Annotated in this window: 23 protein-coding genes; 15 read left to right on the top strand and 8 right to left on the bottom strand. The window is 36.8% G+C overall.

Features of this window, described 5'->3' with window-relative positions; all coding sequences use genetic code 11:
- The first annotated feature begins 38 nt into the window (after positions 1 to 38).
- From QWT87_RS02975 to QWT87_RS02950, 6 genes are all read left to right on the top strand, one after another.
- Positions 39 to 596 (top strand): serine acetyltransferase, encoded by a 558-nt coding sequence (locus QWT87_RS02975; protein WP_302713462.1) that lies wholly within the window; start codon positions 39 to 41, stop codon positions 594 to 596.
- 245 nt (positions 597 to 841) lie between these two features.
- Entirely contained in the window at positions 842 to 1510 is a 669-nt protein-coding gene (locus QWT87_RS02970) for a carbonic anhydrase (RefSeq protein ID WP_116097318.1), read from the top strand.
- A 21-nt stretch (positions 1511 to 1531) separates the two neighbouring features.
- Complete coding sequence (locus QWT87_RS02965) at positions 1532 to 1831, top strand: hypothetical protein (RefSeq protein ID WP_273079079.1); 300 nt, start codon at positions 1532 to 1534, stop codon at positions 1829 to 1831.
- Positions 1832 to 1971: 140 nt separating this feature from the next.
- Positions 1972 to 3564: a SulP family inorganic anion transporter gene (locus QWT87_RS02960; RefSeq protein WP_302713458.1), complete on the top strand. Its 1593-nt coding sequence runs from the start codon at positions 1972 to 1974 to the stop codon at positions 3562 to 3564.
- 53 nt (positions 3565 to 3617) lie between these two features.
- Entirely contained in the window at positions 3618 to 4256 is a 639-nt protein-coding gene (locus QWT87_RS02955) for a carbonic anhydrase family protein (protein WP_076391687.1), read from the top strand.
- Between the two features lie 175 nt (positions 4257 to 4431).
- A complete protein-coding gene (locus QWT87_RS02950) occupies positions 4432 to 4854 on the top strand; it encodes a hypothetical protein (RefSeq protein WP_302713455.1) in 423 nt (140 codons plus the stop codon).
- A 48-nt stretch (positions 4855 to 4902) separates the two neighbouring features.
- Here QWT87_RS02950 and pth read toward each other — a convergent pair whose 3' ends face one another.
- The 7 genes from pth to mfd form a co-directional block, all read right to left on the bottom strand.
- Positions 4903 to 5466, bottom strand: coding sequence for an aminoacyl-tRNA hydrolase (gene pth, locus QWT87_RS02945; protein ID WP_302713453.1), 564 nt, complete (start codon positions 5464 to 5466; stop codon positions 4903 to 4905).
- A gap of 90 nt (positions 5467 to 5556) precedes the next feature.
- Positions 5557 to 6498: a hypothetical protein gene (locus QWT87_RS02940; RefSeq protein WP_302713451.1), complete on the bottom strand. Its 942-nt coding sequence runs from the start codon at positions 6496 to 6498 to the stop codon at positions 5557 to 5559.
- Positions 6499 to 6601: 103 nt separating this feature from the next.
- Positions 6602 to 7453: a hypothetical protein gene (locus tag QWT87_RS02935; protein WP_302713449.1), complete on the bottom strand. Its 852-nt coding sequence runs from the start codon at positions 7451 to 7453 to the stop codon at positions 6602 to 6604.
- 140 nt (positions 7454 to 7593) lie between these two features.
- Positions 7594 to 8337 carry a hypothetical protein gene (locus QWT87_RS02930; protein ID WP_087708713.1) on the bottom strand — a complete coding sequence of 248 codons (744 nt, stop codon included), beginning with the start codon at positions 8335 to 8337 and terminating at the stop codon, positions 7594 to 7596.
- A gap of 3 nt (positions 8338 to 8340) precedes the next feature.
- Positions 8341 to 9153 (bottom strand): hypothetical protein, encoded by an 813-nt coding sequence (locus QWT87_RS02925; RefSeq protein WP_302713447.1) that lies wholly within the window; start codon positions 9151 to 9153, stop codon positions 8341 to 8343.
- Between the two features lie 8 nt (positions 9154 to 9161).
- Entirely contained in the window at positions 9162 to 9986 is an 825-nt protein-coding gene (locus tag QWT87_RS02920; RefSeq protein WP_087708709.1) for a hypothetical protein, read from the bottom strand.
- A 561-nt stretch (positions 9987 to 10547) separates the two neighbouring features.
- Positions 10548 to 13919, bottom strand: coding sequence for a transcription-repair coupling factor (gene mfd / locus QWT87_RS02915; RefSeq protein WP_302713445.1), 3372 nt, complete (start codon positions 13917 to 13919; stop codon positions 10548 to 10550).
- A gap of 231 nt (positions 13920 to 14150) precedes the next feature.
- Here mfd and QWT87_RS02910 point away from each other — a divergent pair, with 231 nt between their 5' ends.
- Entirely contained in the window at positions 14151 to 14540 is a 390-nt protein-coding gene (locus QWT87_RS02910) for a hypothetical protein (RefSeq protein ID WP_116097302.1), read from the top strand.
- Positions 14541 to 14596: 56 nt separating this feature from the next.
- On the opposite strand, the gene QWT87_RS02905 is transcribed toward QWT87_RS02910, so the two are convergent.
- Positions 14597 to 14935, bottom strand: a complete 339-nt coding sequence (locus QWT87_RS02905; RefSeq protein WP_087708703.1) for a hypothetical protein — start codon at positions 14933 to 14935, stop codon at positions 14597 to 14599.
- Positions 14936 to 15057: 122 nt separating this feature from the next.
- Between QWT87_RS02905 and QWT87_RS02900 the strand changes: the two genes are divergently transcribed.
- The 8 genes from QWT87_RS02900 (at position 15058) to dnaB (ending at position 25773) form a co-directional block, all read left to right on the top strand.
- Entirely contained in the window at positions 15058 to 15321 is a 264-nt protein-coding gene (locus QWT87_RS02900) for a hypothetical protein (protein ID WP_087708701.1), read from the top strand.
- Between the two features lie 130 nt (positions 15322 to 15451).
- Positions 15452 to 16966 (top strand): GH3 auxin-responsive promoter family protein, encoded by a 1515-nt coding sequence (locus QWT87_RS02895; RefSeq protein ID WP_302713440.1) that lies wholly within the window; start codon positions 15452 to 15454, stop codon positions 16964 to 16966.
- Positions 16967 to 17035: 69 nt separating this feature from the next.
- Positions 17036 to 17398, top strand: a complete 363-nt coding sequence (locus tag QWT87_RS02890; RefSeq protein WP_302713438.1) for a hypothetical protein — start codon at positions 17036 to 17038, stop codon at positions 17396 to 17398.
- Between the two features lie 94 nt (positions 17399 to 17492).
- Positions 17493 to 18728, top strand: coding sequence for an MFS transporter (locus QWT87_RS02885; protein WP_302713436.1), 1236 nt, complete (start codon positions 17493 to 17495; stop codon positions 18726 to 18728).
- Between the two features lie 90 nt (positions 18729 to 18818).
- Entirely contained in the window at positions 18819 to 19463 is a 645-nt protein-coding gene (locus tag QWT87_RS02880; protein WP_302713434.1) for a tetratricopeptide repeat protein, read from the top strand.
- A 30-nt stretch (positions 19464 to 19493) separates the two neighbouring features.
- Positions 19494 to 21584, top strand: a complete 2091-nt coding sequence (locus QWT87_RS02875) for a T9SS type B sorting domain-containing protein (RefSeq protein WP_302713432.1) — start codon at positions 19494 to 19496, stop codon at positions 21582 to 21584.
- 84 nt (positions 21585 to 21668) lie between these two features.
- The gene (locus QWT87_RS02870; protein ID WP_302713430.1) at positions 21669 to 24014 is read left to right on the top strand and encodes a T9SS type B sorting domain-containing protein; all 2346 of its coding nucleotides are present in this window, start codon (positions 21669 to 21671) and stop codon (positions 24012 to 24014) included.
- Positions 24015 to 24177: 163 nt separating this feature from the next.
- Positions 24178 to 25773 (top strand): replicative DNA helicase, encoded by a 1596-nt coding sequence (dnaB, locus tag QWT87_RS02865; RefSeq protein WP_185207212.1) that lies wholly within the window; start codon positions 24178 to 24180, stop codon positions 25771 to 25773.
- The last annotated feature ends 21 nt before the right edge of the window (positions 25774 to 25794 follow it).

Raw genomic sequence — 25794 nt, 5'->3', positions numbered from 1 at the left:
TTAAAAATTTAAACCTGTAGAATTATTACATTTGTGGTATGGCAGAAAACTATTCCATTCTTCAGAAAGATTTTTACCGGGAAAGCGGAAAATGGCTTTCTCCATTTCAGATCTGGGCAAAATGCATCAATCCGAACCTTCATTTTATTTATGTTTTAAGAAAGAGCCAGCAATATCTAAAAACGCCGTTGCTGAATATTTTCTGGAAACTTGTTTTAAGACATTATCAGATTAAGTACGGCTTCCAGATCTATCCCGAAACAGAAATCGGGGAAGGTTTTTATCTTGGACATTGGGGAAGTCTTGTGATTAATCCCAATACTAAAATCGGAAAAAACTGTAATATTGCACAAGGCGTAACCATCGGACAGCAGAATCGTGGAAAAAATCAGGGATTTCCAGCTATTGGAGATGAAGTATGGATTGGAACCAATGCCGTTATCGTGGGAGGAATTACCATCGGAAACAATGTTCTTATCGCGCCAAATGCCTACGTAAATTTTGATGTCCCTGAAAATTCTGTCGTGATGGGCAATCCGGCAAAAATTTATGAATCTGAAAACGCAACTGAAGGGTATATTAATAATAAGATCTGATAAATAAAAATATTTTAGCTATCGTCATCAAATTGTTTGTAATTTTAGCATAGAATTATTACAACCATATAAAAAACATAAAATAATGATCTCTTTTATGATTTTAAGCATATTTTAATATTAAACTTTGTTAAAAGTAATTAGAATGTGACCAAAAATTATATTTTTGCATCATTATCGATTTGGTCTATTGATTTTGAAATTAATTTAAACCAAATAAATAATTAATCCTTTAAAAAGCTCTTATGTCACAGTCGTACAAAGCTATTTTTGAAAACAACAGAAAATGGGTAGAGTCTAAAATCGCGGAAAACCCGGAGTTTTTTCACGATCTTGCCAAGACACAGCATCCGGATTATCTTTACATCGGATGTTCAGACAGCCGCGCGACTGCAGAAGAACTGATGGGAGCCAAACCGGGAGAAGTTTTTGTCCACAGAAATATTGCCAATGTGGTGAATACTCTGGATATGAGTTCTACAGCCGTTATTCAATATGCCGTGGAACATCTTAAAGTAAAAGACATTATTGTTTGCGGACATTACAATTGTGGCGGTGTAAAAGCAGCAATGACTTCTCAGGATCTGGGATTGCTGAATCCATGGTTAAGAACCATCCGTGATGTATACAGACTGCATCAGGCTGAACTGGATTCTATTACAGACGAAAACAAACGCTACGACAGACTGGTAGAACTTAACGTACAGGAACAGTGCATTAACGTTATCAAAATGGCGTGTGTACAGGAAAGATATATTTTAGAGGAATATCCCGTAGTTCATGGTTGGGTTTTCGATCTGAGAACCGGAAAAATCATCGATCTTGAGATCGATTTTGAAAAAATATTAAAAGATATCCAGAAAATTTATAACCTTACCAGCTCAGACTGGGTAATGAGCAGAAAGACCAAATAATTTTTATATAAAGAATGTAAAATGAAACTCTGGAGTATTATTACATTACTGTTTTTTCTCAACTTTACGGCTTTACCGAGTATTGCCGAGGTTTTCGGTTGGGATCTTACAAGAACCAATGTAGTAATTAATGAAGAAGAGCCACATTCCCACCCCTCGACTTTTATAGTTTACGAAAAAACACTTCCTAAAACTTTAGATGTTTTCGATTATCTGAAGTTTTATGAACCCTCACTGGAAGACAGATCGTTTGTACTGATAGACGATTCTTTTCATCTGTCTCCATTGCTTACCATATTTTCTCCGCCTCCGGAAGCGTAATTTTTACCGTTAGATTTTTTTGATAGCTATTCTTTGTCATACCATTGATATTGAATAAACACGTGCTTTAAAAATTACATTTTCCAAACTTTACAACGGTCTGTTCATAAAAACAGATCACTATTCACAGCATTTTCATCATGAAAAAAACATCATTAATCGGAGGAATTAAGGAGAATTTCCCTTCAGGACTCGTGGTATTTTTAGTAGCGCTTCCTTTATGTTTAGGGATCGCATTGGCTTCTGGAGCCCCGCCTTTGTCCGGAATCATCGCCGGAATCGTCGGAGGTCTTGTTGTAGGATCCATCAGTAATTCAAATATTTCCGTCTCAGGTCCTGCAGCGGGATTAACGGCCATTGTTTTAACTGCCATTACAGATCTTGGCGCATTCGAACTTTTCCTTTGTGCCGGAATTATTGCAGGATTGCTGCAATTGATTTTAGGATTTATAAGGGCGGGAAGTATTTCCAATTATTTTCCTAATAACGTTATAGAAGGAATGCTTGCCGCAATCGGGATCATCATTATCCTGAAACAGATTCCTCACGCTTTGGGATTTGATAAGGATTATGAAGGACATGAATCTATATTCGACAATGGTCTAAATTTCGGATATTTTACAGAATTATTCGGAGCGATTCAGCCGGGTGCGATCATTATTACCTTAATTTCAGTAGCAATTCTTATTACCTGGGACAGAGTTCCTGCTCTTAAAAGAATTAAAATGCTTCCCGGAGCTCTGGTTGCCGTTGTAACAGGGATTATCCTAAACCAGATCTTTAAAATGACAGGAAGCTCATTGGAAATCCAGACCCAGCATTTGGTTTCCTTACCGGTTCCCCAGTCTTTTGATGATTTTAAAAATCTTGTGACGATGCCGGATTTTAACGGATTCACCAATCCGAAAGTGTGGATTGCAGGAGCAACAATCGCTATTGTCGCTTCTATTGAAACCCTGCTTTGTATTGAAGCCTCCGACAGACTGGATGTACAGAGAAGAATTACCGATACCAATCTGGAACTAAAAGCTCAGGGAATCGGAAATTTAATAAGTTCATTTATCGGCGGACTTCCGATGACTTCTGTGGTGGTAAGAAGTTCGGCAAATGCCAATTCGGGAGCAACCTCAAAATTATCAACCATTATTCATGGAATTTTATTGCTAATATGCGTTCTGTCGATTCCGGTAGTTTTAAATTTAATTCCACTGGCGACTTTGGCAGCAGTATTAATTATGGTAGGTTATAAACTGGCAAAACCTGCTACGTTTAAACATTTCTGGCATTTAGGAAAGTTTCAGTTCATTCCTTTCATTGCAACGGTGGTGGCTGTTGTGGCAACCGATTTGTTAAAAGGTGTTGGAATAGGTCTTGCTATTTCAATATTCTATATTCTTCAGGGAAATATGAAGAGAGCTTATTATTTAAGCCGTGAGAAGCTGGATGATGCAGATGAAATAAAAATGAAACTGGCGGAAGAAGTTTCTTTTCTGAATAAAGCGGCTATCAAAAAAACATTGAAAAACATTCAACCGAATTCTAAAGTAATTATTGATGCAAGAGAAACATCTTATATAGCAACCGATGTTCTGGAAATGATTCAGGATTTTGCCAATATCCGTGCAAAAGAAGAAGACATTACGGTTGAATTGTTAGGATTTAAAACGTCTTACAGAGATTATGAAAGAGATGAAGAATCTCACATTTTAGTTACGCATAAAAGAGCAATGTAAGCTCAAAACAATAAATTTTATACCTTTAAAAAATTCAATTTAATAAAAATTATATGAAAGCACATACATCCGAAACGCAATCGACGATTACTCCTGAAAAAGCATTAAACTTTTTAAAGGAAGGAAACCAGAGATTTGTAAATAACCTGAAAGCCAACAGAGATCTTTTGGAGCAGGTAAACGCAACCCGTGAAGGACAATGGCCTTTTGCGGTAGTATTAAGCTGTATCGACAGCCGTACTTCTGCAGAACTTATCTTCGATCAGGGATTGGGAGACATTTTCAGCATCAGAATTGCGGGAAATTTCGTTAATCAGGATATTTTAGGATCTATGGAATTCGGTTGTAATGTTGCCGGTTCTAAGCTTGTCGTGGTATTGGGACACACAAAATGCGGCGCTTTAAAAGGCGGTCTTGATGCAGCAAAAATCGAAGGTTTGGGAATGGATAACCTTAACCACCTGATCAATCATTTCAACCCGATTATCAATGATATTATCGAAGAAGGAGAAGAGCGCTCTTCTGCCAATGCAGATCTTTTGGAAAGACTGAATCAGCATAATGTGATTAATGCGATTGATGATATCCGTAAGCAGAGTTCTACCCTTAGAAAACTTGAAGAGGAAGGAAAAATTAAGATCGTGGGAGCCAATTATGATGTAGAAACAGGCGTTGTAACCTGGTTAGCATAAGAAATGTTATAGTTTAGATAAATTGATTGGAAATTAGCTTTAAGAGTACAATCGCAAAGACCATCGGATTTCGGTGGTCTTTTGTTTTATTTAAACAGTTTTAGAAAAAATTCAAAGAAAATGATGACCAAACTATATAAAATCTTACTTTTGATTATTAAATTTTATTCTTTTCATGAAAATACTGATGAAAATATTCTGGGGAACCTGTATTTTGTTTTTTATTACAGATCTGCATGCTCAAAAAGCGGTTTCGGATACTTTAACATATGCCAAAAAATTTGAGACCAATAAGCAAAAATATATTGGAAAACCTTTTTCTTTATTGCTGAAAGACATGACGCAGCTTCAGTTTAAGAAAGCAAAATCCGACATTAAAGAAGATCAGGAAAATGCTCTTCCAAGTACAATTTTCAGGTTTTCAGATAAAGAGATAAATTCTCCTAATGAAGTAAGTTTTGTGATTAAATGGAAAGCAGACACAGCTCCTGTAACTCCGATAGAATTTTTTGAGCAGGAACATAATTATCGTTTTACACTTAATGAAAGAAACTTTTTCGAAAAGAAGATCATAAAAGATATTGTAGTGTACAAATAACAAAAAACCTCCATTTCCGGAGGTTTTTGACATATTATTTTCGGAGAATTATTTTCCATTGAATGCAGACATCGTATTGTTGATTCCTACGAATACAAATGAGAGACACGCTTTGGAGAATTTTTCAATTCTTTCCGGAAGTTTTTCATTTTCTTCTTCATTCCAGGTTCCCAAAACATAATCTACCTGTCTTCCTTCCGAGAAATCGGCAGAAATTCCAAAACGCAGACGCGCATAATTCTGCGTCTGCAATACTTCGTTGATGTTTTTCAAGCCGTTGTGTCCTGCATCCGAGCCTTTACCCTTCAGTCTTAAGGTTCCGAAAGGCAAAGCCAGATCGTCTGTTACGATAAGAACATTTTCCAGAGGAATGTTTTCTTTCTGCATCCAGTAACGAATCGCATTTCCGGAAAGATTCATGTAAGTATCCGGTTTTAAGACCAAGACTCTTCTTCCCTTGTATTTTCCGTCTGCCATCCAGCCGAAATTGGTGGTATTGAAAGAAACTTCCATGGTTTCTGCTAATTTGTCTGCAACTTTAAAGCCTATATTGTGACGTGTATTTTCGTATTCTGCGCCTTTATTTCCAAGACCGACTATTAAATATTTCATTGAGAAATTTTTTGCAAAATTAAAGGATTTCAAATAAAAAAACCCAACCTTCATGAAGATTGAGTTTTTTATTATTTTAATTGTAAATTTTTACAATGGTTTGTAGATGTAATTTATTCCATATCCTTTCTGCATATAAGTCTGTGCATCGTAGTTGTAATTCGTGGAGAATACAACCGGTGTAGGAATTGGTGTGGTTAAATCTGTTACAGAATATCTCTGAGGACTGTTCGGTGACAAAATCCAGCTTTTTACATCATTCGCTTCCGTTGATAATAATCTTGAAATTTTGTACGCATTCGGAATTAAAGTAAACGGATTGATTTTCGTATCATAATTTGTAAACTCATATCCTAACTTAGTTGTCGGAGATCCAAATGAACCAGTTGATCCCATTGGTCCGTAATTTCTCGTTACTTTGGAAACATTATCTCCTGTATATTCATACTTTGTTTTTGAATAAGAGGTATATACAAATGGAGTTCCTGAAGCTTCAGGTCCGTTTCTCATGATAATTGAATCCAGTTTAGCCGTTGCCGCAGCATACTTCAGGGTATAAAGTGTCTTTGTCTTTTTATAAAGCGTCTGTGGTCCCGGTACTAAAGGAGTATATGGAGCTGTAGTACTTCTCTTGAAGAAAGATCTGTTTTCTGAGATGGTTTCTATTCTTCCTGTACTTCCATAAGTAAACTGCTGTGTAAAGATAACACTGTCTTTATCTAAATCTCCGTTTCCGTCAAGATCTAAAAATCCTCTGAAATCTATTCTGCTTACCTTGTCTCCGCTCCATGCTAAATCTGTAGTAGAGTTCATACTGTCTGTTACCACTTTAGACAATTGAAGACCATTGTAATAATAGGTTGCTAAAGTATCTGAGTCTGTGATCTCTCTGTATAAAGCTCTCGGACCATTCAGTCCTGTATTGTCATTAATATCCACCAGAGGATTTCCGTCTTCATCCAATAAATCTTTACAAGAATGAATTGTAGAAATACCTACCAATAGTAAAACAAAATAAAAAAGTCGTTTCATTCCAATAGGGGATTATTTATTTTTTCACAAATATAATTTTTTTTTGAATAAAAATCACGTTTTTATTCATATTATCATAAAACTAGTAAAAGATAATTCTTCTTTATAACGGTTTATAGATGTATTTAATTGTCTGACTCTGATCTGAAACCGGATAATTCTGTGAATCATACAGATACCCTTTAGGATAAGAAATGGCAGCTCCGGCAGGATTCTGTATCGTAACTTTCCCTACATTATTGGCAGACAGCATATAAGAGTTGAGCTGCGTCATAGTGGAAGATATCATAAAATATTCCTTCGGAAGCGTAGTGTAAGGGTTTACTTTAATATCATAATTTTCATACAGATAAGAAGTGGTAGATGCCGTGGAAGCAGTAGGAGTTCCTCCGCTCATTAACATCGTGGTGTAATCTGCTTTTACGATATTGTTTGCCGAAAAGGTAAATTTAAGTTCTGTATAATGAGTATAGGAAGTACTTCCTGCCATTTTTTTCTTCTCAACAATTCTGTACAGCACTCCGTTTGCATCATAATATACTGTAAAATCGCTGTGGTTAGCTACTCCCATAACAGTCTGATCCATCGTAAATGCGGATAATTTTCCGCTTGTATACGTAAGTGCGTAAGTATTATCTGTAACGTGCGGAGTTACATTATCCTGAATTTTTATCTGAGAAATTGTAGTTCCCGAATAGGTTACGGTAGAAGTAAGCGTATTGCTGGACGCAGCATCTCTTACAAAAACCTGAGAAAGCGCTCCTCCTGTTGTAACATACTCTTCCAGATCTTTTGTCCCATTGTTTACTTTAGATAAAATTCTGGGACCTGTAATCGTAGTTCCAGATGTTGTATTCTTGTTCTGATTCGGCGGATCTTCCGTTGTATTGTCACAAGAAACCACAAAACCAAGGGCAATTGCAGCAAAAGTAGACAGGATGTAATTTTTGGTCATATTATTAATTTTTAATGCCGTCAAATATAATTTATTTTCTCCTATTAAAGCCTTAAAATCATTAAATAAATATCACTTTAAAATAAAAAAATCTAAAAACTTTCGCTTTTAGATTTTAATTTATGAAAAATAATCTGTTTTTAGTAAGGCTGTAAAACAGACGTTGTTAAAACAGACTGAGACATATCGGAATTCAGAAAGTTGGTATTCACTGCCGTTCCTATTCCCAAAGTTCCGCTATTCAGGTTTCGTTTTGTACAGGCAACTTTTACTTTATAATTATTTTTCGGAGTTACATTCGTAAGTGTTGTGTTCATGTTATAAATTTTATAGGAACCGTCTGTCCCGATTAAAACATCGGTTCTTACTGCTTTTAAAAGATCATCCACAAAAATTCCGCACGCAAAACCTGAAGACGAGTTTGAATTATTGGTCTTTTGAGCAGTTGTCTGAAACGTAAAAACAACTTTATTAGTGGTATTGGTTACCGAATATGTATCCTGAGCTCCTGTAATTACTGTCCAATCTGAAGTAAGCGCAGAGTTTTCTGCATAAGGAGAAGTAGAACCGTTATTTCCACTGAAGGTTACTCCTGTCTGATCCGAAACCGTATTCATGGAAAATAAAGACATACTTCCCTGTCCGTCTGCAATTTTCACACTCTTCCAGTCGTTAACTGCAAGATCCGAGTTATTATGAAAAATGGTTCCTGCTGTTCCGGCAGAACCTTTTACGGTATTTGTTCCGCCCATTCTCATTTCTTTATTGATGTTCAGATCCCCGTTGATATCAAGTAAACCTACAGGTGTTGTAGTCTTTATACCGACTTGGGCATAATATCCTAATGAGAATATAGAAAATATTACTAAAGCTATTTTTTTCATGATTTAGTTTAAGATTGAATTAAATACTTGCGGTATTTCGTAAACATCCACTTTAAGTGAGGATTGTGTGATAAAGCTGTCGATATTTGAAGACACATTAATACCGATACCTAAATTTGCCGTAGTATTGTACGATTTTAATCTGGAACATGCTACACTCACTGTATGCTGCCCTTTGGTAAGGTTCTGCACCATCCCGATCTGGTTATGCGTAATAAAAGTATTGGTAGCACTACTTGCCTTTATATTTCTCTGTCTTAGATTCACAAGCTTATCGTCTACAAAAATTCCGCATGCATAATCAATAGAAATATCGGTCGTTCCATTGGCTGGAAACGTAGCCTGAACCACTGTTTCAAACTGGAAGTAGGTTTTACTTTCCGTACTGTAAACAAAGAATGGCTGAGATAAAGATGCTATTTTTTTAAACTGATTTAAACTGCTGAAATCTGTATCTTTTACAAGAGTTGTAGATCTGCTTGTTCCATTGGAAGATTCTTCCGTACTCGAAAAAGTAATCCCTGTTTTATCTGAGAAAGAGTTATTAAAAATTAAATAAAATTTATTCGGTTCATATTCCGGAATGCGAAGAGACTTCCAGATCGGAGGATTTCCTGCTCCCTGCGAAACAAGTATCTGATCGTTATTTCCCTGTGAAATACTGTTATCCGTAGGATTGAAAACAGATAATTTATCTCTTAGATTAACATCACCGTTTACATCAAGAGTGGATTTCGGAGTGGATGTTTTTATACCTATTTGCGCAGAAGATAAAATTCCTGCGGAAATACAGAAAGCTAATAATATTTTTTTCATGGAGGGATTTAGTTGCTTTTATACGTTACATATTCAATAATATCCACCTTAAAATCAGATTCAAGATTAAATGCATTGGAAACTGAATTTGAATTCGAGATATTTTTTCCGATGGTAAACTGAGAATTGATATCTGAAGATTCAATTTTTCTGCAGGCAACCTCAATTTTCTGGGTACCTACAGGAACATTCTGCTCCGTATAATTCAGCGTGAATATATAATCCTGAAAACCACCTTTATCGGTATTGTTATTGGAAGTAATCTTATCCGGACGTACCGCAACCAGCTTATTGTTTCGGAATATACCACAGGCAAATGTAACACTTTGAGAAGTTGTTGCAGCGGGTGCTTTCATTTCAACTCCTGTCTGAAACTGGTAAGTAAGCCTGTTTTTTCCGTTTTTAATGATGAAGTTATTCTCAAGACCGGCAATCTTTACCCACGTACCGTTTGCAGTAGCAGCAATGTCGTTTCCAACAGAATTTTTATAAATTCCGTCTGCAGCAACACCGTTAGAAAGCGTACTGATACCCACCTGATCGGAAGATAAATACGAGTTGATGAGTTTATACTGACCTTCTTCCATAAAGGTAACATTTATGGATCGCCAGTTTGGGGGAAGACCTTCGCCCTGAGAAACCAGCACCTGTCCGTTCAAGCCGGGATTACCCAGCGTAGTAGCAGTACCTCCTACTCTCAATTCTTTTCTTAAGGTGGTTTTCCCGTTTACATCGAGAACAGCATTGGGGGTACTAATACCAATTCCCACCTGAGCGTATGCCTGAACAGAAAATAATAATCCGGCTACACAGCTATATAGAGTTTTTTTCATAATAAGGGACTGCAAAGATAAATAAAAAAATATACAGAAAGTAGAGTAGAAATACGTAAACTGATAGAAATTAACTAATTACGCCATAGCAGCAATTGACTAAAAAGTAGAATTATTACTACTAAAACTTATTATTCCATATCAATTTCTAATGATATTTCAAGTTAAATATCCCTTATTAATGAATTAAATAATTTACTTTCCTTCCGAATTATGATTTACATAAAAATCATATCTTTTTAATATTGAAATATTTACAAATTTAAAAAAGCATTTAACACCTTATTCATTTATCTAAAAACCGTGATAAATAGAACCTTTTTATAACATTTCAAGACTAAAATAAATTCGTTTTTATTATCCAATTTTTTCGATCAAAGCTAAAATTACAAACACGATAAAAATCATGTTACATGCCGTCTTTTTAATATTTTTTTAATGTTAAATTCCCTTAACATTAAAAAACATAAAGTATTGTTCTTCAGCTATCTTTAAAAATATGGGATAAAAAATGCCGCATTGTAGAACAACACGGCAAAATATATAAGATAATACAATGAACTATATTTCACTCTTCAGAATTGTTTTCAGAAGATCATTCACCTCATCTACATTCCTTACTTTATCCTTCCTCATCATCAACTGATTTCCTTCCTTACCTATCTTTTCCTTAAGCTGTGCTTCTTTAGGATTCTTCGTTAAATAATTAATGATAGTCCTGAATTTATCCGTCTGATAAAACTTATCCTGAGGATTTCCCGGAAAATATCCTAAGAACACTCCGTTCTTCATGACAATCTTTTCAAAACCAATGTCTGAAGCAAGCCATTTTAAGCTTACACTTTTTAATAGATTTACCGCTTCTTTCGGCAGTTCTCCAAAGCGGTCGATCAGTTCAGATTCAAATTTATTCAGATTTGCCTCATTATCTATTTCCGCAAGTTTCTGATAAAGCAGTAATCTTTCTTCCGTATTTGAAATATACCAGTCCGGAAGCATCAGTTCCAGATCCGTATCAATATTAACGTCTTTTGTGGTTTTAAATAATTTGTTCCTTTCTTCTTCATTTTCGAAAAGATTTTCAAATTCCTGATCATCTTTCAGCTCTTCCAAAGCCTCCTGCATCAGCTTTTGGTAAGTTTCAAAACCCATTTCATTAATAAACCCACTCTGTTCCGCTCCCAGTAAATCTCCTGCTCCACGAATTTCAAGATCCTTCATCGCAATCTGGAATCCGCTTCCCAGATCCGAAAACTGTTCTATGGCTTCCAGACGTTTTCTGGCATCGGAAGTCATCATATCATAAGGCGGCGTAATAAGATAACAGAATGCTTTCCTGTTACTTCGCCCGACACGACCTCTCATCTGGTGAAGATCTGCCATCCCGAAACGCTGCGCATCATTAATAAAGATGGTATTCGCATTCGGAACATCCACTCCACTTTCCACAATGGTTGTAGAAACAAGAACATCATATTTTCCTTCCATGAAATCCAGAACGTTCTTCTCCAGTTGTTTTCCTTCCATCTGTCCGTGTCCCGTAATTACTCTCGCATCCGGAACCAGTCTTTGGATCAGTCCTGCAATATCTTTCAGGTTTTCAATCCTGTTGTTGATGAAATAAACCTGTCCGTCACGCTGAAGCTCATAGGAAACTGCATCTCTAAGAATTTCTTCGTTAAATCCGATCAATTGCGTATCTACCGGCTGTCTGTTGGGCGGCGGCGTTTTAATAACGGATAAATCTCTCGCTGCCATCAAAGAAAACTGTAACGTTCTCGGAATCGGTGTTGCCGTTAATGTTAAAGTATCAACATCTGCTTTTAAGGTTTTCAGCTTATCTTTTACAGAAACTCCGAATTTGTGTTCTTCATCAATAATCAGCAATCCCAAATCTTTAAACTTTACAGAGCTGCTTGCCAACTGATGTGTTCCTATAATAATGTCTACTTTTCCTTCTTTTAAAGCTGCAAGCGTTTCAGATTTCTGTTTTGCCGTTCTGAAACGGTTCACATACGCAACATTTACCGGAAAATCCTTAAGTCTTTCTTTAAAACTTCTGTAATGCTGAAAAGCCAGAATCGTGGTAGGAACCAAAACTGCGACCTGCTTTCCGTCCGTCGCCGCTTTGAATGCAGCACGAATCGCAACTTCCGTTTTACCGAAACCTACGTCTCCACAAACCAGACGATCCATCACCGTATCCGCTTCCATATCTTTCTTCACATCGATGGTGGCTTTTTCCTGATCCGGGGTATCTTCGTAAAGGAAACTTGCTTCGAGCTCATTCTGAAGATAAGAATCCGGAGTGTACGCAAAACCCTTCGCAGATTTTCTTTGAGCGTATAATTTTATTAAATCAAAAGCCAGTTGTTTTACCCTTGCTTTCGTTTTCTGTTTTAAAGATTTCCATGTTGGCGATCCGAGTTTGCTTAAAACAATTTCGCGACCTTCCGGACCGTTGTATTTTGAAATCTTATGAAGAGAATGAATGCTAACATATAATAAGTCTCCGTTTTTATACGTCAGTTTAAAACATTCCTGAATTTTCCCGTCATTATTCACCTTTACCAATCCCATGAATTTTCCGATTCCGTGATCGATGTGGGCAATGTAATCTCCTATTTTCAAAGACATTAAATCCTTCAGTGTCAACTGTTCAGATTTTGCAAAGGTATTTTTCGCCTTATATCTTTGGTAACGGTCGAAAATCTGGTGGTCGGTGTAGACCAGAATTTTATGATCATTATCCACAAAACCTTCATGAAGCTCAGATTTAAAACTTTTAAAAGGAAGTTTATGTTCAAGTTCTTCAAAAATCAGTTCCAGTCTTTCTTTCTGTTTTTCTGTGGAAAAAGAAATCCATGTATCGAAGCCTTCATTCTGTTTGCCTTCAATATCTTCAATTAACAGTTCGAAATTTTTATTAAAAGCAGGTTGCGAAGTCTGCTCTATTTTCATTTCCGATAATTCAATAAGTCCTTCAATAGAAACACTTCCGAAATCAACCGTTTTAAATTTTTTATAATCAAACAGAAATTCCTGATCAGAAATAAACAATTCCTGCGGCGATCTGTGTGCAATGTCCTTGCTTAAGGTTTCATATTTTTCCAGAGATTTTTCATAAAATGATTTCAGTCTCTGCATTCCCACAATTCCATTTTTAGAAACCACGAAACTCTCTTTTGGCAACAATTGCAATAAAGAAATCCTGCTTCCTGTTACTGTAAAATTCATATTGGAAACCAACTGAAAATCGCTTACTTTATCAATGGAAAGCTGTGTTTCAATATCAAACGTTTTAATGCTTTCCACTTCATTCCCGAAAAATGTGATCCTGTATGGTTTTTCATTAGAGAACGAAAAAACATCAACAATTCCTCCTCTTACGGAAAATTCTCCCGGCTCTGAAACAAAATCTGCCTGCTGGAAATGATAATGATTGAGCAGTTCATCCACAAAATCAAAATCCAACTGATCGCCTACTTTTATATGATGCGAAATCGCCTTAAAATCTTCCTTTTTTAAAACCTTTTCAGACAGCGCTCCTGCATACGCAACGATAACGCGCGGAGATTTTCCGGATGTGATCTTATTGATAACTTCCGTTCTCAGAACAAGATTGGCGTTCTGCGTTTTTTCCACCTGATACGGTTCCAGATGAGTCGCCGGAAAATAGAGTACTTTTTCTTTCCCTAAAAGATCTTCCATTTCCGTATTGGCATACAAAGCATCTTCTTTATCGTCCAGAATATAAAGAATGGTTTTCTTTTGGGTAAGAAATAATTCGGCTACAAAAATAGAAACCGAAGAACCCGCGCTTCCTTTTACAGAAATATGTTGATTATTTTCCAGTTGAATGAAAATCTCTTTTCCGAATTCTTTCTGAAGAAGCTCCGGAAGAAATTTTTCGCTGATGGTTTTTAATTGCATAGATAATTTGGTATAAACGCAAAAAGCGATTTCGGGAGTTTTCCGAAACCGTTTTGACTATACAAAGATAAGGATAAATATTTTTCTTTTAAGAAGTTGGAAAGTATTTAAACACTTCAAAATTCTTAATTTTTTACTAAAATTTTAAATTAAAAGTTAAAAAAAATTTACCCCTACCACATGGCACTTTGTTTGGATAAACCCCTCTACAACCACTAAAGAAATATTATTATGAAAAAAGCAATCAGAATTTTAGGAGCATTCCTATTACTGTTCTTTGTAGTCACGACCGTTTCATGCAGCGACGACGATGATCCTGCCAACAACGACTTTTTTGCAGGGACTTACAAAGGAAGCGTCGGTTATAACGACAGCGACAACAACATCAGTTCCAATGACGGAAGTGTATTTGTAACAAAAATTGCGAGCGGTACAAAATACAACTTTGCCTTCTCGAACGGAATCCCGGATCTTAACGGAGTAGAATTTAATCAACAGGGAGACAACACTTTGGTAATGGTAGGATCTACCGCAACATCGTACATTAGAATAGACAACAACGATCTAAAAATCTTATACATAAAAGATGGAAAAACCTGGACAGCGAACTGTACCCGATAAACCAACTTTTCATACATATGTTAGAACCTGCTTTTTCTTCGGAGAAAGCAGGTTTTTTATTTCAGTGGAAATAAATTGGGATTATTGAAATCTAACTCAATATATTTATCTTTATTTTTGATGATAAGTTGTGTTGATTGTTCAGGCTTGATGATTGAATCTCCAACATTTATGTATTGATCCCAACTTTCAGAAATCATAATACTGTCTTTTTCATAAACAATGTAATGAATGCCGTGGTTATCATAGTTAACAAACTTCTTTGCAACAACAGATTTTATCTCTTTTTTCTCTATTTCTTCTTCATACGTTTCATCTTTGTACAAAGATTTATAAATGATTACAAATCCAATAGCAAAAATTACGGCCAAAGTGTTTTGCGCCTGCTTTTTCATTACATCAAATGTATCATTTAATCTTTTTTTAAGCTGTAATAAACTTTAGTTAAGTTTAAAAAAATAGATTTTTCAGTTGGAATTTTCTCTACCTTTGATTCAACAAAACAAACAAATTCTCTATGAAAAAATTTTTAACCGCAATGTCTATTGTTTTAGGACTTGGACTTGCTTCCGCTCAACAGACGGCTCCGGCTGCAACAAAAGCTCAAACGGTAAAAACAGTAAAGCCCGCTAAACCCGCTCCGGCAGCTACTGTAAAACCTGCAACAGCGCCAACCGCAGCAAAAATGAAAAAAGACGGAACTCCGGACAAAAGATATAAGGAAAACAAAAAACTGAAAAAGGACGGTACTCCTGATAAAAGGTACAAAGTAAACAAGTAAACTCAACATTATTAGTTGTTATTTTCATAATCAAATTTCGAAGAACCGATGCACACTCATTCATCGGTTTTTTTGTGTCTTATTTTCTGAAAATGATCGCCAGTTGTTCAGTTATTTATAAATTTGAACCATGGTAAACTTCCTAAAGAAATATGCAGCTTTGATCTGGGCGAAAAACCACGTCCGGAAAGCAGAAGAGTTCAAAAAAAATGCGGAAAACGATCAGGAAAAGCTTCTTTTAGCCTTAAAGGAAACTGCGAAAAAAACGCTTTTCGGGAGAGAACACGATTTTGAAAACATCAAAACGGTAAAGGATTTTCAGGAACGTGTTCCGGTTTCGGATTATGAAGACCTTAAACCCTATATTGAAAGGGTAAAAAAGGGACAGGCAAATATTCTCTGGACCGATACTCCGGAATATTTTGCCAAAACTTCAGGAACCACTTCAGGATCAAAATACATCCCGATTTCAAAAGAAGGAATGCCTTTTCAGGTAAAAGGAGCGCAAAGTGCATTGTTTCATTATATTGCCAAAAAAAACAATGCCGATTTTGTACAGGGAAAAATGATCTTTTTACAGGGAAGTCCTGAACTGGAAGAAGTGTACGGAATAAAAACCGGAAGACTATCCGGAATTGTAGCCCATCATATTCCCGATTATTTGCAGAAAAACAGACTTCCGAGCTGGGAAACCAACATCATTGAAGACTGGGAAACGAAAGTGGATAAAATCGTAGAGGAAACCGAAAAGGAAAATATGACGCTGATCTCCGGAATTCCACCCTGGCTGATTATGTATTTTGAAAAGCTGATTGAAAAACACGGCAAAAAAATAAAACAGATTTTCCCTAATCTTCAGTTGATTGTTACGGGTGGCGTTAATTACGAACCCTACCGCGACAAAATGGAAGAACTTTTAGGAGGAAAAGTGGATATTGTACAGACGTTTCCGGCTTCGGAAGGTTTTTTTGCGTTTCAGGATGACTATACGAAAGAAGGCTTATTGCTTTTAACCAATCATGGAGTTTTCTATGAATTTATTCCTCTGGAAGAATACGGGCGCGTCGACTCCGATCAGCATAGCACAAAAAGACTGACCTTAAAGGACGTTGAACTGAATAAAGATTATGCTTTAATTTTAACAACAAATTCAGGGCTTTGGGCATATTCCATTGGAGATGTCGTGAGATTTATCGATAAAAATCCGCACAGAATTCTCGTGAGTGGAAGAACGAAACATTTTACCTCAGCTTTTGGAGAACACGTGATTGCCTTTGAAGTGGAGGAAGCCATGAAAGCCACACTGGAAAAATATCCTGCACAGATTACAGAGTTTCATCTTGCACCACAGGTAAATCCCGATGAAGGACTTCCCTATCATGAGTGGTTTATTGAATTTGAAAAAGATCCGGAGAATTTAAATTTGTTCAAGAGCGAACTTGATGATCAGCTCAGAAAGCGCAATACCTATTATGATGATTTAATTTCGGGAAATATTCTGCAAAAACTTCACCTCACAGCTCTGAAGAAAAATGCATTCCACGAATATGCAAAGTCTCAGGGAAAACTGGGCGGACAAAACAAAACGCCAAGACTTGCGAATGACAGAAAAATCGCCGATTTATTAGAAATTTATAAACTTTAGGCACATTTTTTTGATTCCGGAAACGTATATTCGAAAAAAATTATAAATTTGGAAAACTAAAAAATAATAATGAAAGCATCTGTACTTTTAAAATCATCTTTATTAACGTCGTTATTTGTAATTTCATCTTGTGCAACCACAAAATATAGTATGGATACTGCTAAAAATGATTATTCTAATCTGGAGGCAGGAAAAGTTTATACTGTAATGATGAGAGATGGTTCCAAAAATCAAAAAATGTTATTCCGTAACGTGGAAGGAGATAATCTTATCGGAACGAAAGGAAAGAAAGACAGTACAGTAGTAACCATTCCTAAATCTAATGTTGCAGCCGTGAGAGACAGCAGAAAAGCAAGAATTACAACCGGAGCCACCATTATCGGAGCTGCGGGAGTTGCCGCTTTGGTGTTCAGTGCTTCAAGAGCAGACTAAAATAGATTTTATCTTTTAAGTCTCATTTAATTTTTCATTTAAAAAATGACGATAACAATAGCCTCAAGTTAATATTTGAGGCTATTTTTGTCGGATGATTTCATTTACCCCGCTTCAGACATTGCAAAATGTCGAATTCAGAAACCTTCTTACCGGAAGATTTTTTATCGTTTTGGCTTTCAGAATGCTCGCTACTTTACTCGGATGGTGGGTATATCAGTTAACAAAAGATCCTTTTTCAATCGGTTTAATCGGACTTTCGGAAGTAATTCCCGCGGTAAGCTGCGCTTTGTATGCCGGTCACGTTATTGATATGAATGAAAAAAAACGCCTGCTCCTGATCTGCAACTATGTCTATATTTTTTTAATAAGCCTTTTGCTGATTCCTGCTTTTTTCAATGTTAAAATGCATTTTTCGGGACATGAAATCACGTACTTTATTTATGGAGTTATTTTTTTTACAGGTATTGCGAGAGCCTTCATCGGACCGATTATTCCGGTGATGATTCCTAAAATTGTAAAAAAGGAAAATCTTCCGAATGCCGTTACTTTAAATCAGGCAACATTTCTTATCTCTTCGGTTTGCGGACACGCGGTCGGAGGTTTTCTGATCGGTTATTTTGGTGTAAAGTGGACGCTGGTTGTTATCATTTCGTTAATCTTTTTGGCTTCATTATTCTTTTTTCAGTTAAAAAAACAACATTCCGAATACAAAAAAGAGAATATTAACGTTATGGATAGTATGCGGGAAGGAATTTCGTATATTTTTAAAACAAAAGAAATTCTCGGAGCGCTGTGTTTGGATATGTTTGCCGTTCTTTTCGGAGGTGCTGTTGCCATGATTCCGGTTTATGCAACAGATATTCTGAAGGTAGGAGCGGAAGGATTCGGGTTACTGAATGCCGCATCTGATATTGGATCAATGTGCATCATCACCATTTTATCGGTTATTCCGTTAAGAAAAAATCAGGGTAAGATTTTACTTGGTGTGGTTACAGGTTTCGGACTTTGTATTATCGGCTTCGGGCTTTCAAACTTATATTGGCTTTCATTCCTTTTCCTTGTAATGAGCGGAATGCTGGATGGGATTTCGGTAGTGATCAGAGGAACGATTGTTCAGCTAAAAACGCCGGACAACATCAGAGGAAGGGTACTGAGCGTAAATTCCATCTTCATTATGTCGAGCAACGAAATGGGACAGTTTGAGAGCGGATTATCTGCAAAATTACTGGGAGTTGTACGTTCAGTAGTTTTCGGAGGAACCATGACGGTGCTTATTGCAGTTATTGTGGGGGCGACTAATCCAAAATTGAGAAAAATGCAATATTAGGGCAATATACACGTTTTTATTAAATAAATCTTAAAAACTTCAAATTAAAGTTAATAATTTTTTATATTTGTCTATAAAATATTTTCTATTATGGTAAAAAAACTATCTATTCTCCTTTCTATGGTGGTGGCTTCTTACAGCTTTGCTCAAACCTCCGCTGAGAAAGGTATGGAGACTCAGATTGCAAAATTGGAGTCTGCCAAAAAATCCGAAGACTTTCAGCAGTCTAAGGATTATTTCATGAAATATGTAAATACCCTTTCCAGAGGAACAGAAACAAAAAAAGAAGACTGGAGAGCATATTATTACACTGCTTTATCATTGGTAAGAGCGGAAATCAGTGCTCAAAGACAAGGTACTGCTCAAAATATTGAAGAAACTTCAGGATTGGCAGAAAAATATCTTGCAGGAGTATTTGTAAAAAATCCTAATAATGCGGAAGCCAATATTCTTTTAGCTCAGATATATTTACTTAAATCATCAACTAATCCGGCGGACACCGCTGCCAATTTATCAAAAGCTAATGAATATCTTGCAAAAGCAGCTTCTGATGATAAAAACAATCCCAGAATTGATATTATAAAAGGTGAGATTGCCTTGAATTCTGATAAAGAAACGGCAAAAACGTATTTCAATTCAGCATTGGCTAAATTTAAAACGTATAGTAAGAAATCCAGTCTGGATCCAAATTGGGGAAGAGATGATGTTAACTACTATCTTTCTACCCTTAAATAATCTGTCATAATCAAGATAAATTCGACTATTATGAAAAAAATCTACCTTATATTACTGTTAATCTTTTCACAATTCTTCTTTGCACAATCAGACTGTGCTTCTGCAATTAGAGTATGTGGAAACTCAGATATTTCTTATTTTCCTACGGGTCCCGGAAGTGTGGATGATCAGGTAAATGCCAACGGAAGCTGTTTAAGTGCAAACGAGCACTATTCGGTTTGGTATGAGTTTACCGTTGCAACAGCCGGAACGTTAACATTTACGATTTCTCCACAGGCTCCTTATACTGCGGATTATGATTTTGCTGTATACGGACCAAATAAAACCTGCGGTACAAAAGGTGCTCCTATTCGTTGTAATTATGCAGGTGCACAAGCTTTTCCTAACCAGACCGGATTACAGACAGGTCTTACTGCAAATTCAGGAGCATGGAGTCCTGCGCTGAATGTTCTTCCGGGAGAAACCTATTATCTTATTGTGGATAACTGGTCCGGAGCAAACGCTGCAATGGCATTTTCATTAACCTGGGGAGGAACGGCAACGTTAACTTCACCGTTCAACGATCCTGCGATTCAGCCTAACCCGTTCAATCCTATCGGAATTCCGGGAGCTACTGCTTCAGATCCTAGAATCATCGAAATTTGCGACATTTCGGCTCCTTACAATTTCCAGACAAACAGCGCCAATATTGTTAACGGTAACCCTAACTTCTATGTAAAATATTACAGAACATCCAATGATGCTTTAGCGGATACTAATGCTATTACTTCTCCAATTGTTATAAATACAACCAGTACTTATTATTATACAATTCGTTATCTGGATCCAACGAATCCTAATAACCCGACGAATAAATGTTTCAACGTTAATGCATTTAAATTTAAGGATGTTACCTTTAAAGCTACAAATGCAAGTTTAACATCTTGTAACAATAACAACAACGGTGTTGCGGTATATGATCTTACTTCAACAACATTATATACACCAAACCCGAATTACACGTATGTTATAAAGTATTATCCAACACTTGCAGACGCTAATAACGGAACCAATGAAATTTTGAATCCGGCAGCTTACACATCGTCTACAGGAGATGTATATGCAAAAATTACAACCAACTTAGGATGTTCTGATATTGCAAAAATCACTTTAAACTTCTTCCCTGTTGTTGTGGTAACAGATGCAACGTTAAGATCTTGTTATCTTGACACTAATCCTGCAATGGCAACTTTTGATCTTACTTTGGCTCCTGTAACTACTCAGGCAGGAACAAAAACATATTATCCGTCTCTTACAGATGCTATCAACGGAACGAATGCGATCCTAAATCCTAGTACCTATACTGCTCCGAACGGTGTAGCATACATTAAAGTAACCAACGGAAACGGATGTTATGCAGTAGCAAAAGTAACTTTAATTGTTCTTCCGCCGGTTTATTCAAGCGTACTTGAAGATAAGATTATCTGTATGGAAGATAAGACAACTTTAGATGCAGGACCTGGATTTACCGCGTACAAATGGAGTACAGGAGCTACCACACAGGCAATTAACAATGTAACCGTTGGAACTTACTGGGTTGAGCTTAAAACTGGAAACTGCGTTACAAAACAGACTGTAAAAGTTTATCCTTCCGAACAGCCGGTAATTTCCAGCATCGATATTACAAACAATACAATAACTGTAAACGTAATCGGAGGAACCACTCCTTACAAATATTCTTTAGACGGAATTAAATGGCAGGATTCAAACGTTTTTGAAAATGTTGCCAGAGGAGACAATACCGTTTATGTAAAAGATGGTTACGATTGTGATCCTCTTACGGTAACTGTGGTTGTTCCAAACCTAATCAATGTGATTACTCCAAACGGAGACGGTGTAAATGATGTGATCGACTATTCTGCTTTAGCAGGAAAACAAGGTCTTGTTCTAAGCATTTTCGACAGATACGGAGTAAAAGTTGGCCAGGCTGATAAATCCAACGGATACAAATGGGACGGAACAACCAATGGTAAAAAAATACCTACCGGAACATATTGGTATACCGTAGAATGGAAAGAGAATGACAAGAAAAATACACCATTCAAATTCTCAGGATGGGTGATGGTTAAAAACAGAGAATAAACACCATAAATTAAATAAAAAACCGCTTGGAAAAAGCGGTTTTTTTCACATCATAAAGTCTAATATATTTTTAAAATCTTTCTAATGAAGAAATTATTACTGCTGACTATTTTATTTTTGTCGCAAATGGTTTTCTCGCAATCAGATTGTATTTCGGCAATTCCGGTTTGTGGAAATTCAGACATTTCTTATAATCCAAGTAGTTCAGGAACCGTTCAGGAAGCTACTTCAGGAAGCTGTCTTGCAGATGAGCACTATTCTGTATGGTATGTATTTACAGCAGCAACCACAGGAACAATAGAATTCACCATTACCCCAAATACCGTTCCGGGAGTAACGCATTATGACTATGATTTTGCGGTTTACGGCCCCAACATCAATTGTGCGACCTGGGATTTTGGAAACGCTATTAAATGTAACTTTTCCGGAACCAGTGGTCCTACAGGTCTAAGTTCAACAATAACAGGAAGTCAATGGGAAACTCCGCTGAACGTAATTGCGGGAGAAACTTATTATCTTCTTATTGATAATTATATTCCGAGTAATCCGTATGGATTTTCTTTAACGTGGGGAGGAACTGCATCTTTAACTTCTGCATTCAACAATCCTGCTTTAACGCCAAATCCGTTTATTACACCAGGAACACCTGCTGCAAACCCGGCAGATCCTAATGAAATTTTAAAATGTGCTTTACCTTCAATGTTCGATTTCAGCACATTGTCTACAGGAATTATCAATGGTAATCCAAACTTCACGGTAACTTATCATTTAACAAGTAATGATGCGATTACAGGAACAGCGCCTATTACAACGCCGATCATGGTAAATGCTACCACTATTTACTATTACAGACTTAAATATGTAGATCCGAACAACCCGAATAACCCGATAAACGGATGTTTTCAGGTTGGGAAATTCAAATTCAGATCAGGAAATATTGTTGTAAATAATGCTACGATTACTTCTTGTAATTATGACAATACAGGAATCGGTTATTTCGATTTAAATTCCGCAAACGTATATGGACCAACCAATGTTGTGAAAAAATACTATCCGACTATGGCAGATCTTACGGCAGGAACCAACGAAATTACAACACCGTCTGCTTATGCGTCTCAGGCTCCAAAAACAGTTTTTGTAAAGATTACCACCAATGAAGGATGTACAGCAAATGCAGAAATAACTTTACAGTTCTTACCAGCACTTGCTGTAGTTCCGGCTACTGTAAAAGCTTGTAACAACAACAATGCAGGAACTGGTGTTTTTGATCTAACGGCTCCTGATGTTTATCCTACATCTACAAACGTTACAAAAAAATACTACCCTACTTTAGCAGATCTTAATGCAGGAACCAATGAAATTACCAATCCTGCAGCCTACACTTCTGCAGCTCCGAAAACAGTATATGTAAGAGTGAGAAATCCTCAGGGATGTACAGGATATAACCAGATTAGTTTACAGTTTAATCCGGTAGTAACGGTAAATGATGCTTCTATTGAAGAATGCTACATTGAATCTAATGTAACAACAGCTTCATTTAATTTAACTGTACCAAGTGTAACGACACAGACAGGACACACCAAGAGATATTACAAAACTCAGGCAGATGCTATTGCAGGAATTAATGAAATTTTAAATCCTACAACATATATTTCAACAACAGCCGTAGTTTATGTAAAAGTAATCAGCATAGAAAACTGTTATGCTATTGCAAAAATCAACCTGAAGGTTTTACCTCCGGTACAATCATCCGTTCTTAAAGATAAGATCATCTGTATTGAAGATAAAACAACGTTGGACGCAGGACCTGGTTTTGATGCCTATGAATGGAGCACCGGAGCAACCACTCAGTCTATCACAAATGTTTCTGCAGGAATCTACACGGTAAAACTGAAAACAGGAAAATGCTGGACATTACAGCAGGTGAAGGTAACCGCTTCATTACAGCCTGTAATTACAAGCATAGATATAAACAATGATTCATTTACAATTAATGCAACAGGAGGAAAAGCCCCTTATAAATATTCCATCGACGGAGTAAACTGGCAGGATTCCAATGTTTTCACAGGTCTTCCGAGAGGTGAAAACAAAGCATATGTAAAAGATGCTTACGACTGTAACCCAATTAGCGTTCAGGTAACTGTTCCGAATCTTCTGAATGCCATTACGCCAAACGGAGATAACAAAAACGATTATATCGATTATTCTGCTTTAGCATATAAAAAAGATTTGGTTTTCACGGTTTTCGACCGATACGGAAACATGATTTATAAAGCAGACAAGATCAGAAATTACACATGGGACGGAACTTCCGGTGGCAAGAAAATCGTTACAGGAACGTATTGGTACACGATTACGTGGACAGAAAATGATAAGGATAATACACAAACGAAATACAGCGGTTGGGTATTGGTAAAAAACATCCAGTAATCATTTAATCTGATTTTCAAAACATTAAATCACCTCATTTTTGGGGTGATTTTTTTATTCTCTCTGCAAAGCCTTTCTGAATAACGGTTTCAAAAGTTATCCACAATTTTTTGTTAGTTACTCCGTTTCATTTGCTTTTCAAAAAAACTATCTTTGCACTATTATGGCGCAGAAAGAAACATTATCTTCTTTGACGAACGGAAATTTTGCAAAAGAACTCTCCATTGCAGACGGGAAAATGCCTCCCAATGCATTGGATTTTGAAAGACTGGTGATTGGTACTTTTTTAATTGATAAAAAAGGGCTTGATCATTCCATTGATTTGCTTACCCCCGAAGTTTTCTACGATCCGAGACATCAGGTTATATTTTCTACCATTTTAAAATTATACGAAGGCAACCAGCCTGTCGATTTAATGACGATTATTCAGGAGCTTAAAAAAGAGGGAAAATTAAGTTCTGCCGGCGGAGACAGCTACATCATCGATCTTACGATGGGAGTAAGCTCTTCTGCCCACATTGAATACCACGTTCGTGTTATTCTTGAAAAATATATTCTTCGAAGCCTAATTAATGTTTCGGCAAACGTAATTGATGCTTCCTATAAAGAATCTACCGACGTTTTTGAACTTCTGGATAAAGCCGAACAGTCTTTTTTCGAAATCACAAACGGAACCATAAAAAAAGGATTCGATACCGCCAATTCATTGGTAAAACAGGCAATCGATACCATTAAATCTTTAAAAGACAAAGAAGGACTTTCCGGAGTTCCTTCCGGATTCCGTGATGTGGATAAAGAAACGGGAGGATGGCAAAACTCCGACCTTATTATTATTGCAGCACGTCCGGCGATGGGGAAAACAGCTTTTCTTCTGTCGATGGCAAGAAATATTGCAGTGGGACATAAAATTCCTATGGCTCTGTTCTCGCTTGAGATGGCATCGGTACAGCTTATCACAAGGATGATTGCTTCCGAAACAAGAATTTCATCAGAAAAACTCCGAAAAGGAACGCTTGATGATGAAGAGTGGGAAAGACTGTTCTCCAATGTTTCCGAATTGGAAAACGCACCATTATATATTGACGAAACTCCCTCGCTTTCTATATTCGATTTCCGTGCAAAATGCCGAAGACTTGTCATGCAGCATGGCGTAAGGCTCATCATGGTCGATTACCTTCAGCTGATGACAGCCGGAAGCGGCGGAAAAGGAGGCGGAAACCGTGAACAGGAAATTTCCATGATTTCACGATCTTTAAAAGCCATTGCCAAAGAACTGAATGTTCCGGTAATTGCACTTTCGCAGCTTTCGCGAAGTGTGGAGACACGTCCGGGAAAAAGACCTCAGCTTTCCGATCTAAGGGAATCCGGAGCAATTGAACAGGATGCGGATATTGTATCTTTTATTTTCAGACCGGAGTATTATAAGATTACGGTTTGGGATAACGATGAAGAAGGACAGGAAACCTCAACAGAAAATCAGGCGGAATTGATTATTGCAAAACACAGAAACGGTGCAACTGCCGATGTACGTTTATCTTTCTTAAAACATTTTGCGAAATTCGGTGATATTGAGGCTGCTTTTGACGGAGGAATGAGCGGAGGAGGATATCCATCGAGCTTCGGAAAGCCCGAACCAAGCGGTTTTGATAAAATTAAAACAACCATTCAGCCGGGTGCGGCATTTGATCTTCCGGACAGTTCAAAACTTTCAGGATCTTCAATGAATGATTTTGATGATGATGACGATTTTCCTTTTTAAATTCAGGACTAAGAATAAGGT

The organism is Chryseobacterium urinae, assembly GCF_030518295.1.
Lineage (GTDB): Bacteria > Bacteroidota > Bacteroidia > Flavobacteriales > Weeksellaceae > Chryseobacterium > Chryseobacterium mucoviscidosis.
This window is presented reverse-complemented; position numbering and strand designations above follow the sequence as displayed.

Excerpts from the sequence above, each read along its gene's own strand:
- QWT87_RS02975 (WP_302713462.1), top strand. The coding sequence starts at position 39 with ATGGCAGAAAACTATTCCATTCTTCAGAAAGATTTTTACCGGGAAAGC.
- QWT87_RS02970 (WP_116097318.1), top strand. The coding sequence starts at position 842 with ATGTCACAGTCGTACAAAGCTATTTTTGAAAACAACAGAAAATGGGTA.
- QWT87_RS02965 (WP_273079079.1), top strand. The coding sequence starts at position 1,532 with ATGAAACTCTGGAGTATTATTACATTACTGTTTTTTCTCAACTTTACG.
- QWT87_RS02960 (WP_302713458.1), top strand. The coding sequence starts at position 1,972 with ATGAAAAAAACATCATTAATCGGAGGAATTAAGGAGAATTTCCCTTCA.
- QWT87_RS02955 (WP_076391687.1), top strand. The coding sequence starts at position 3,618 with ATGAAAGCACATACATCCGAAACGCAATCGACGATTACTCCTGAAAAA.
- QWT87_RS02950 (WP_302713455.1), top strand. The coding sequence starts at position 4,432 with ATGAAAATACTGATGAAAATATTCTGGGGAACCTGTATTTTGTTTTTT.
- pth (WP_302713453.1), bottom strand. The coding sequence starts at position 5,466 with ATGAAATATTTAATAGTCGGTCTTGGAAATAAAGGCGCAGAATACGAA.
- QWT87_RS02940 (WP_302713451.1), bottom strand. The coding sequence starts at position 6,498 with ATGAAACGACTTTTTTATTTTGTTTTACTATTGGTAGGTATTTCTACA.
- QWT87_RS02935 (WP_302713449.1), bottom strand. The coding sequence starts at position 7,453 with ATGACCAAAAATTACATCCTGTCTACTTTTGCTGCAATTGCCCTTGGT.
- QWT87_RS02930 (WP_087708713.1), bottom strand. The coding sequence starts at position 8,337 with ATGAAAAAAATAGCTTTAGTAATATTTTCTATATTCTCATTAGGATAT.
- QWT87_RS02925 (WP_302713447.1), bottom strand. The coding sequence starts at position 9,153 with ATGAAAAAAATATTATTAGCTTTCTGTATTTCCGCAGGAATTTTATCT.
- QWT87_RS02920 (WP_087708709.1), bottom strand. The coding sequence starts at position 9,986 with ATGAAAAAAACTCTATATAGCTGTGTAGCCGGATTATTATTTTCTGTT.
- mfd (WP_302713445.1), bottom strand. The coding sequence starts at position 13,919 with ATGCAATTAAAAACCATCAGCGAAAAATTTCTTCCGGAGCTTCTTCAG.
- QWT87_RS02910 (WP_116097302.1), top strand. The coding sequence starts at position 14,151 with ATGAAAAAAGCAATCAGAATTTTAGGAGCATTCCTATTACTGTTCTTT.
- QWT87_RS02905 (WP_087708703.1), bottom strand. The coding sequence starts at position 14,935 with ATGAAAAAGCAGGCGCAAAACACTTTGGCCGTAATTTTTGCTATTGGA.
- QWT87_RS02900 (WP_087708701.1), top strand. The coding sequence starts at position 15,058 with ATGAAAAAATTTTTAACCGCAATGTCTATTGTTTTAGGACTTGGACTT.
- QWT87_RS02895 (WP_302713440.1), top strand. The coding sequence starts at position 15,452 with ATGGTAAACTTCCTAAAGAAATATGCAGCTTTGATCTGGGCGAAAAAC.
- QWT87_RS02890 (WP_302713438.1), top strand. The coding sequence starts at position 17,036 with ATGAAAGCATCTGTACTTTTAAAATCATCTTTATTAACGTCGTTATTT.
- QWT87_RS02885 (WP_302713436.1), top strand. The coding sequence starts at position 17,493 with ATGATTTCATTTACCCCGCTTCAGACATTGCAAAATGTCGAATTCAGA.
- QWT87_RS02880 (WP_302713434.1), top strand. The coding sequence starts at position 18,819 with ATGGTAAAAAAACTATCTATTCTCCTTTCTATGGTGGTGGCTTCTTAC.
- QWT87_RS02875 (WP_302713432.1), top strand. The coding sequence starts at position 19,494 with ATGAAAAAAATCTACCTTATATTACTGTTAATCTTTTCACAATTCTTC.
- QWT87_RS02870 (WP_302713430.1), top strand. The coding sequence starts at position 21,669 with ATGAAGAAATTATTACTGCTGACTATTTTATTTTTGTCGCAAATGGTT.
- dnaB (WP_185207212.1), top strand. The coding sequence starts at position 24,178 with ATGGCGCAGAAAGAAACATTATCTTCTTTGACGAACGGAAATTTTGCA.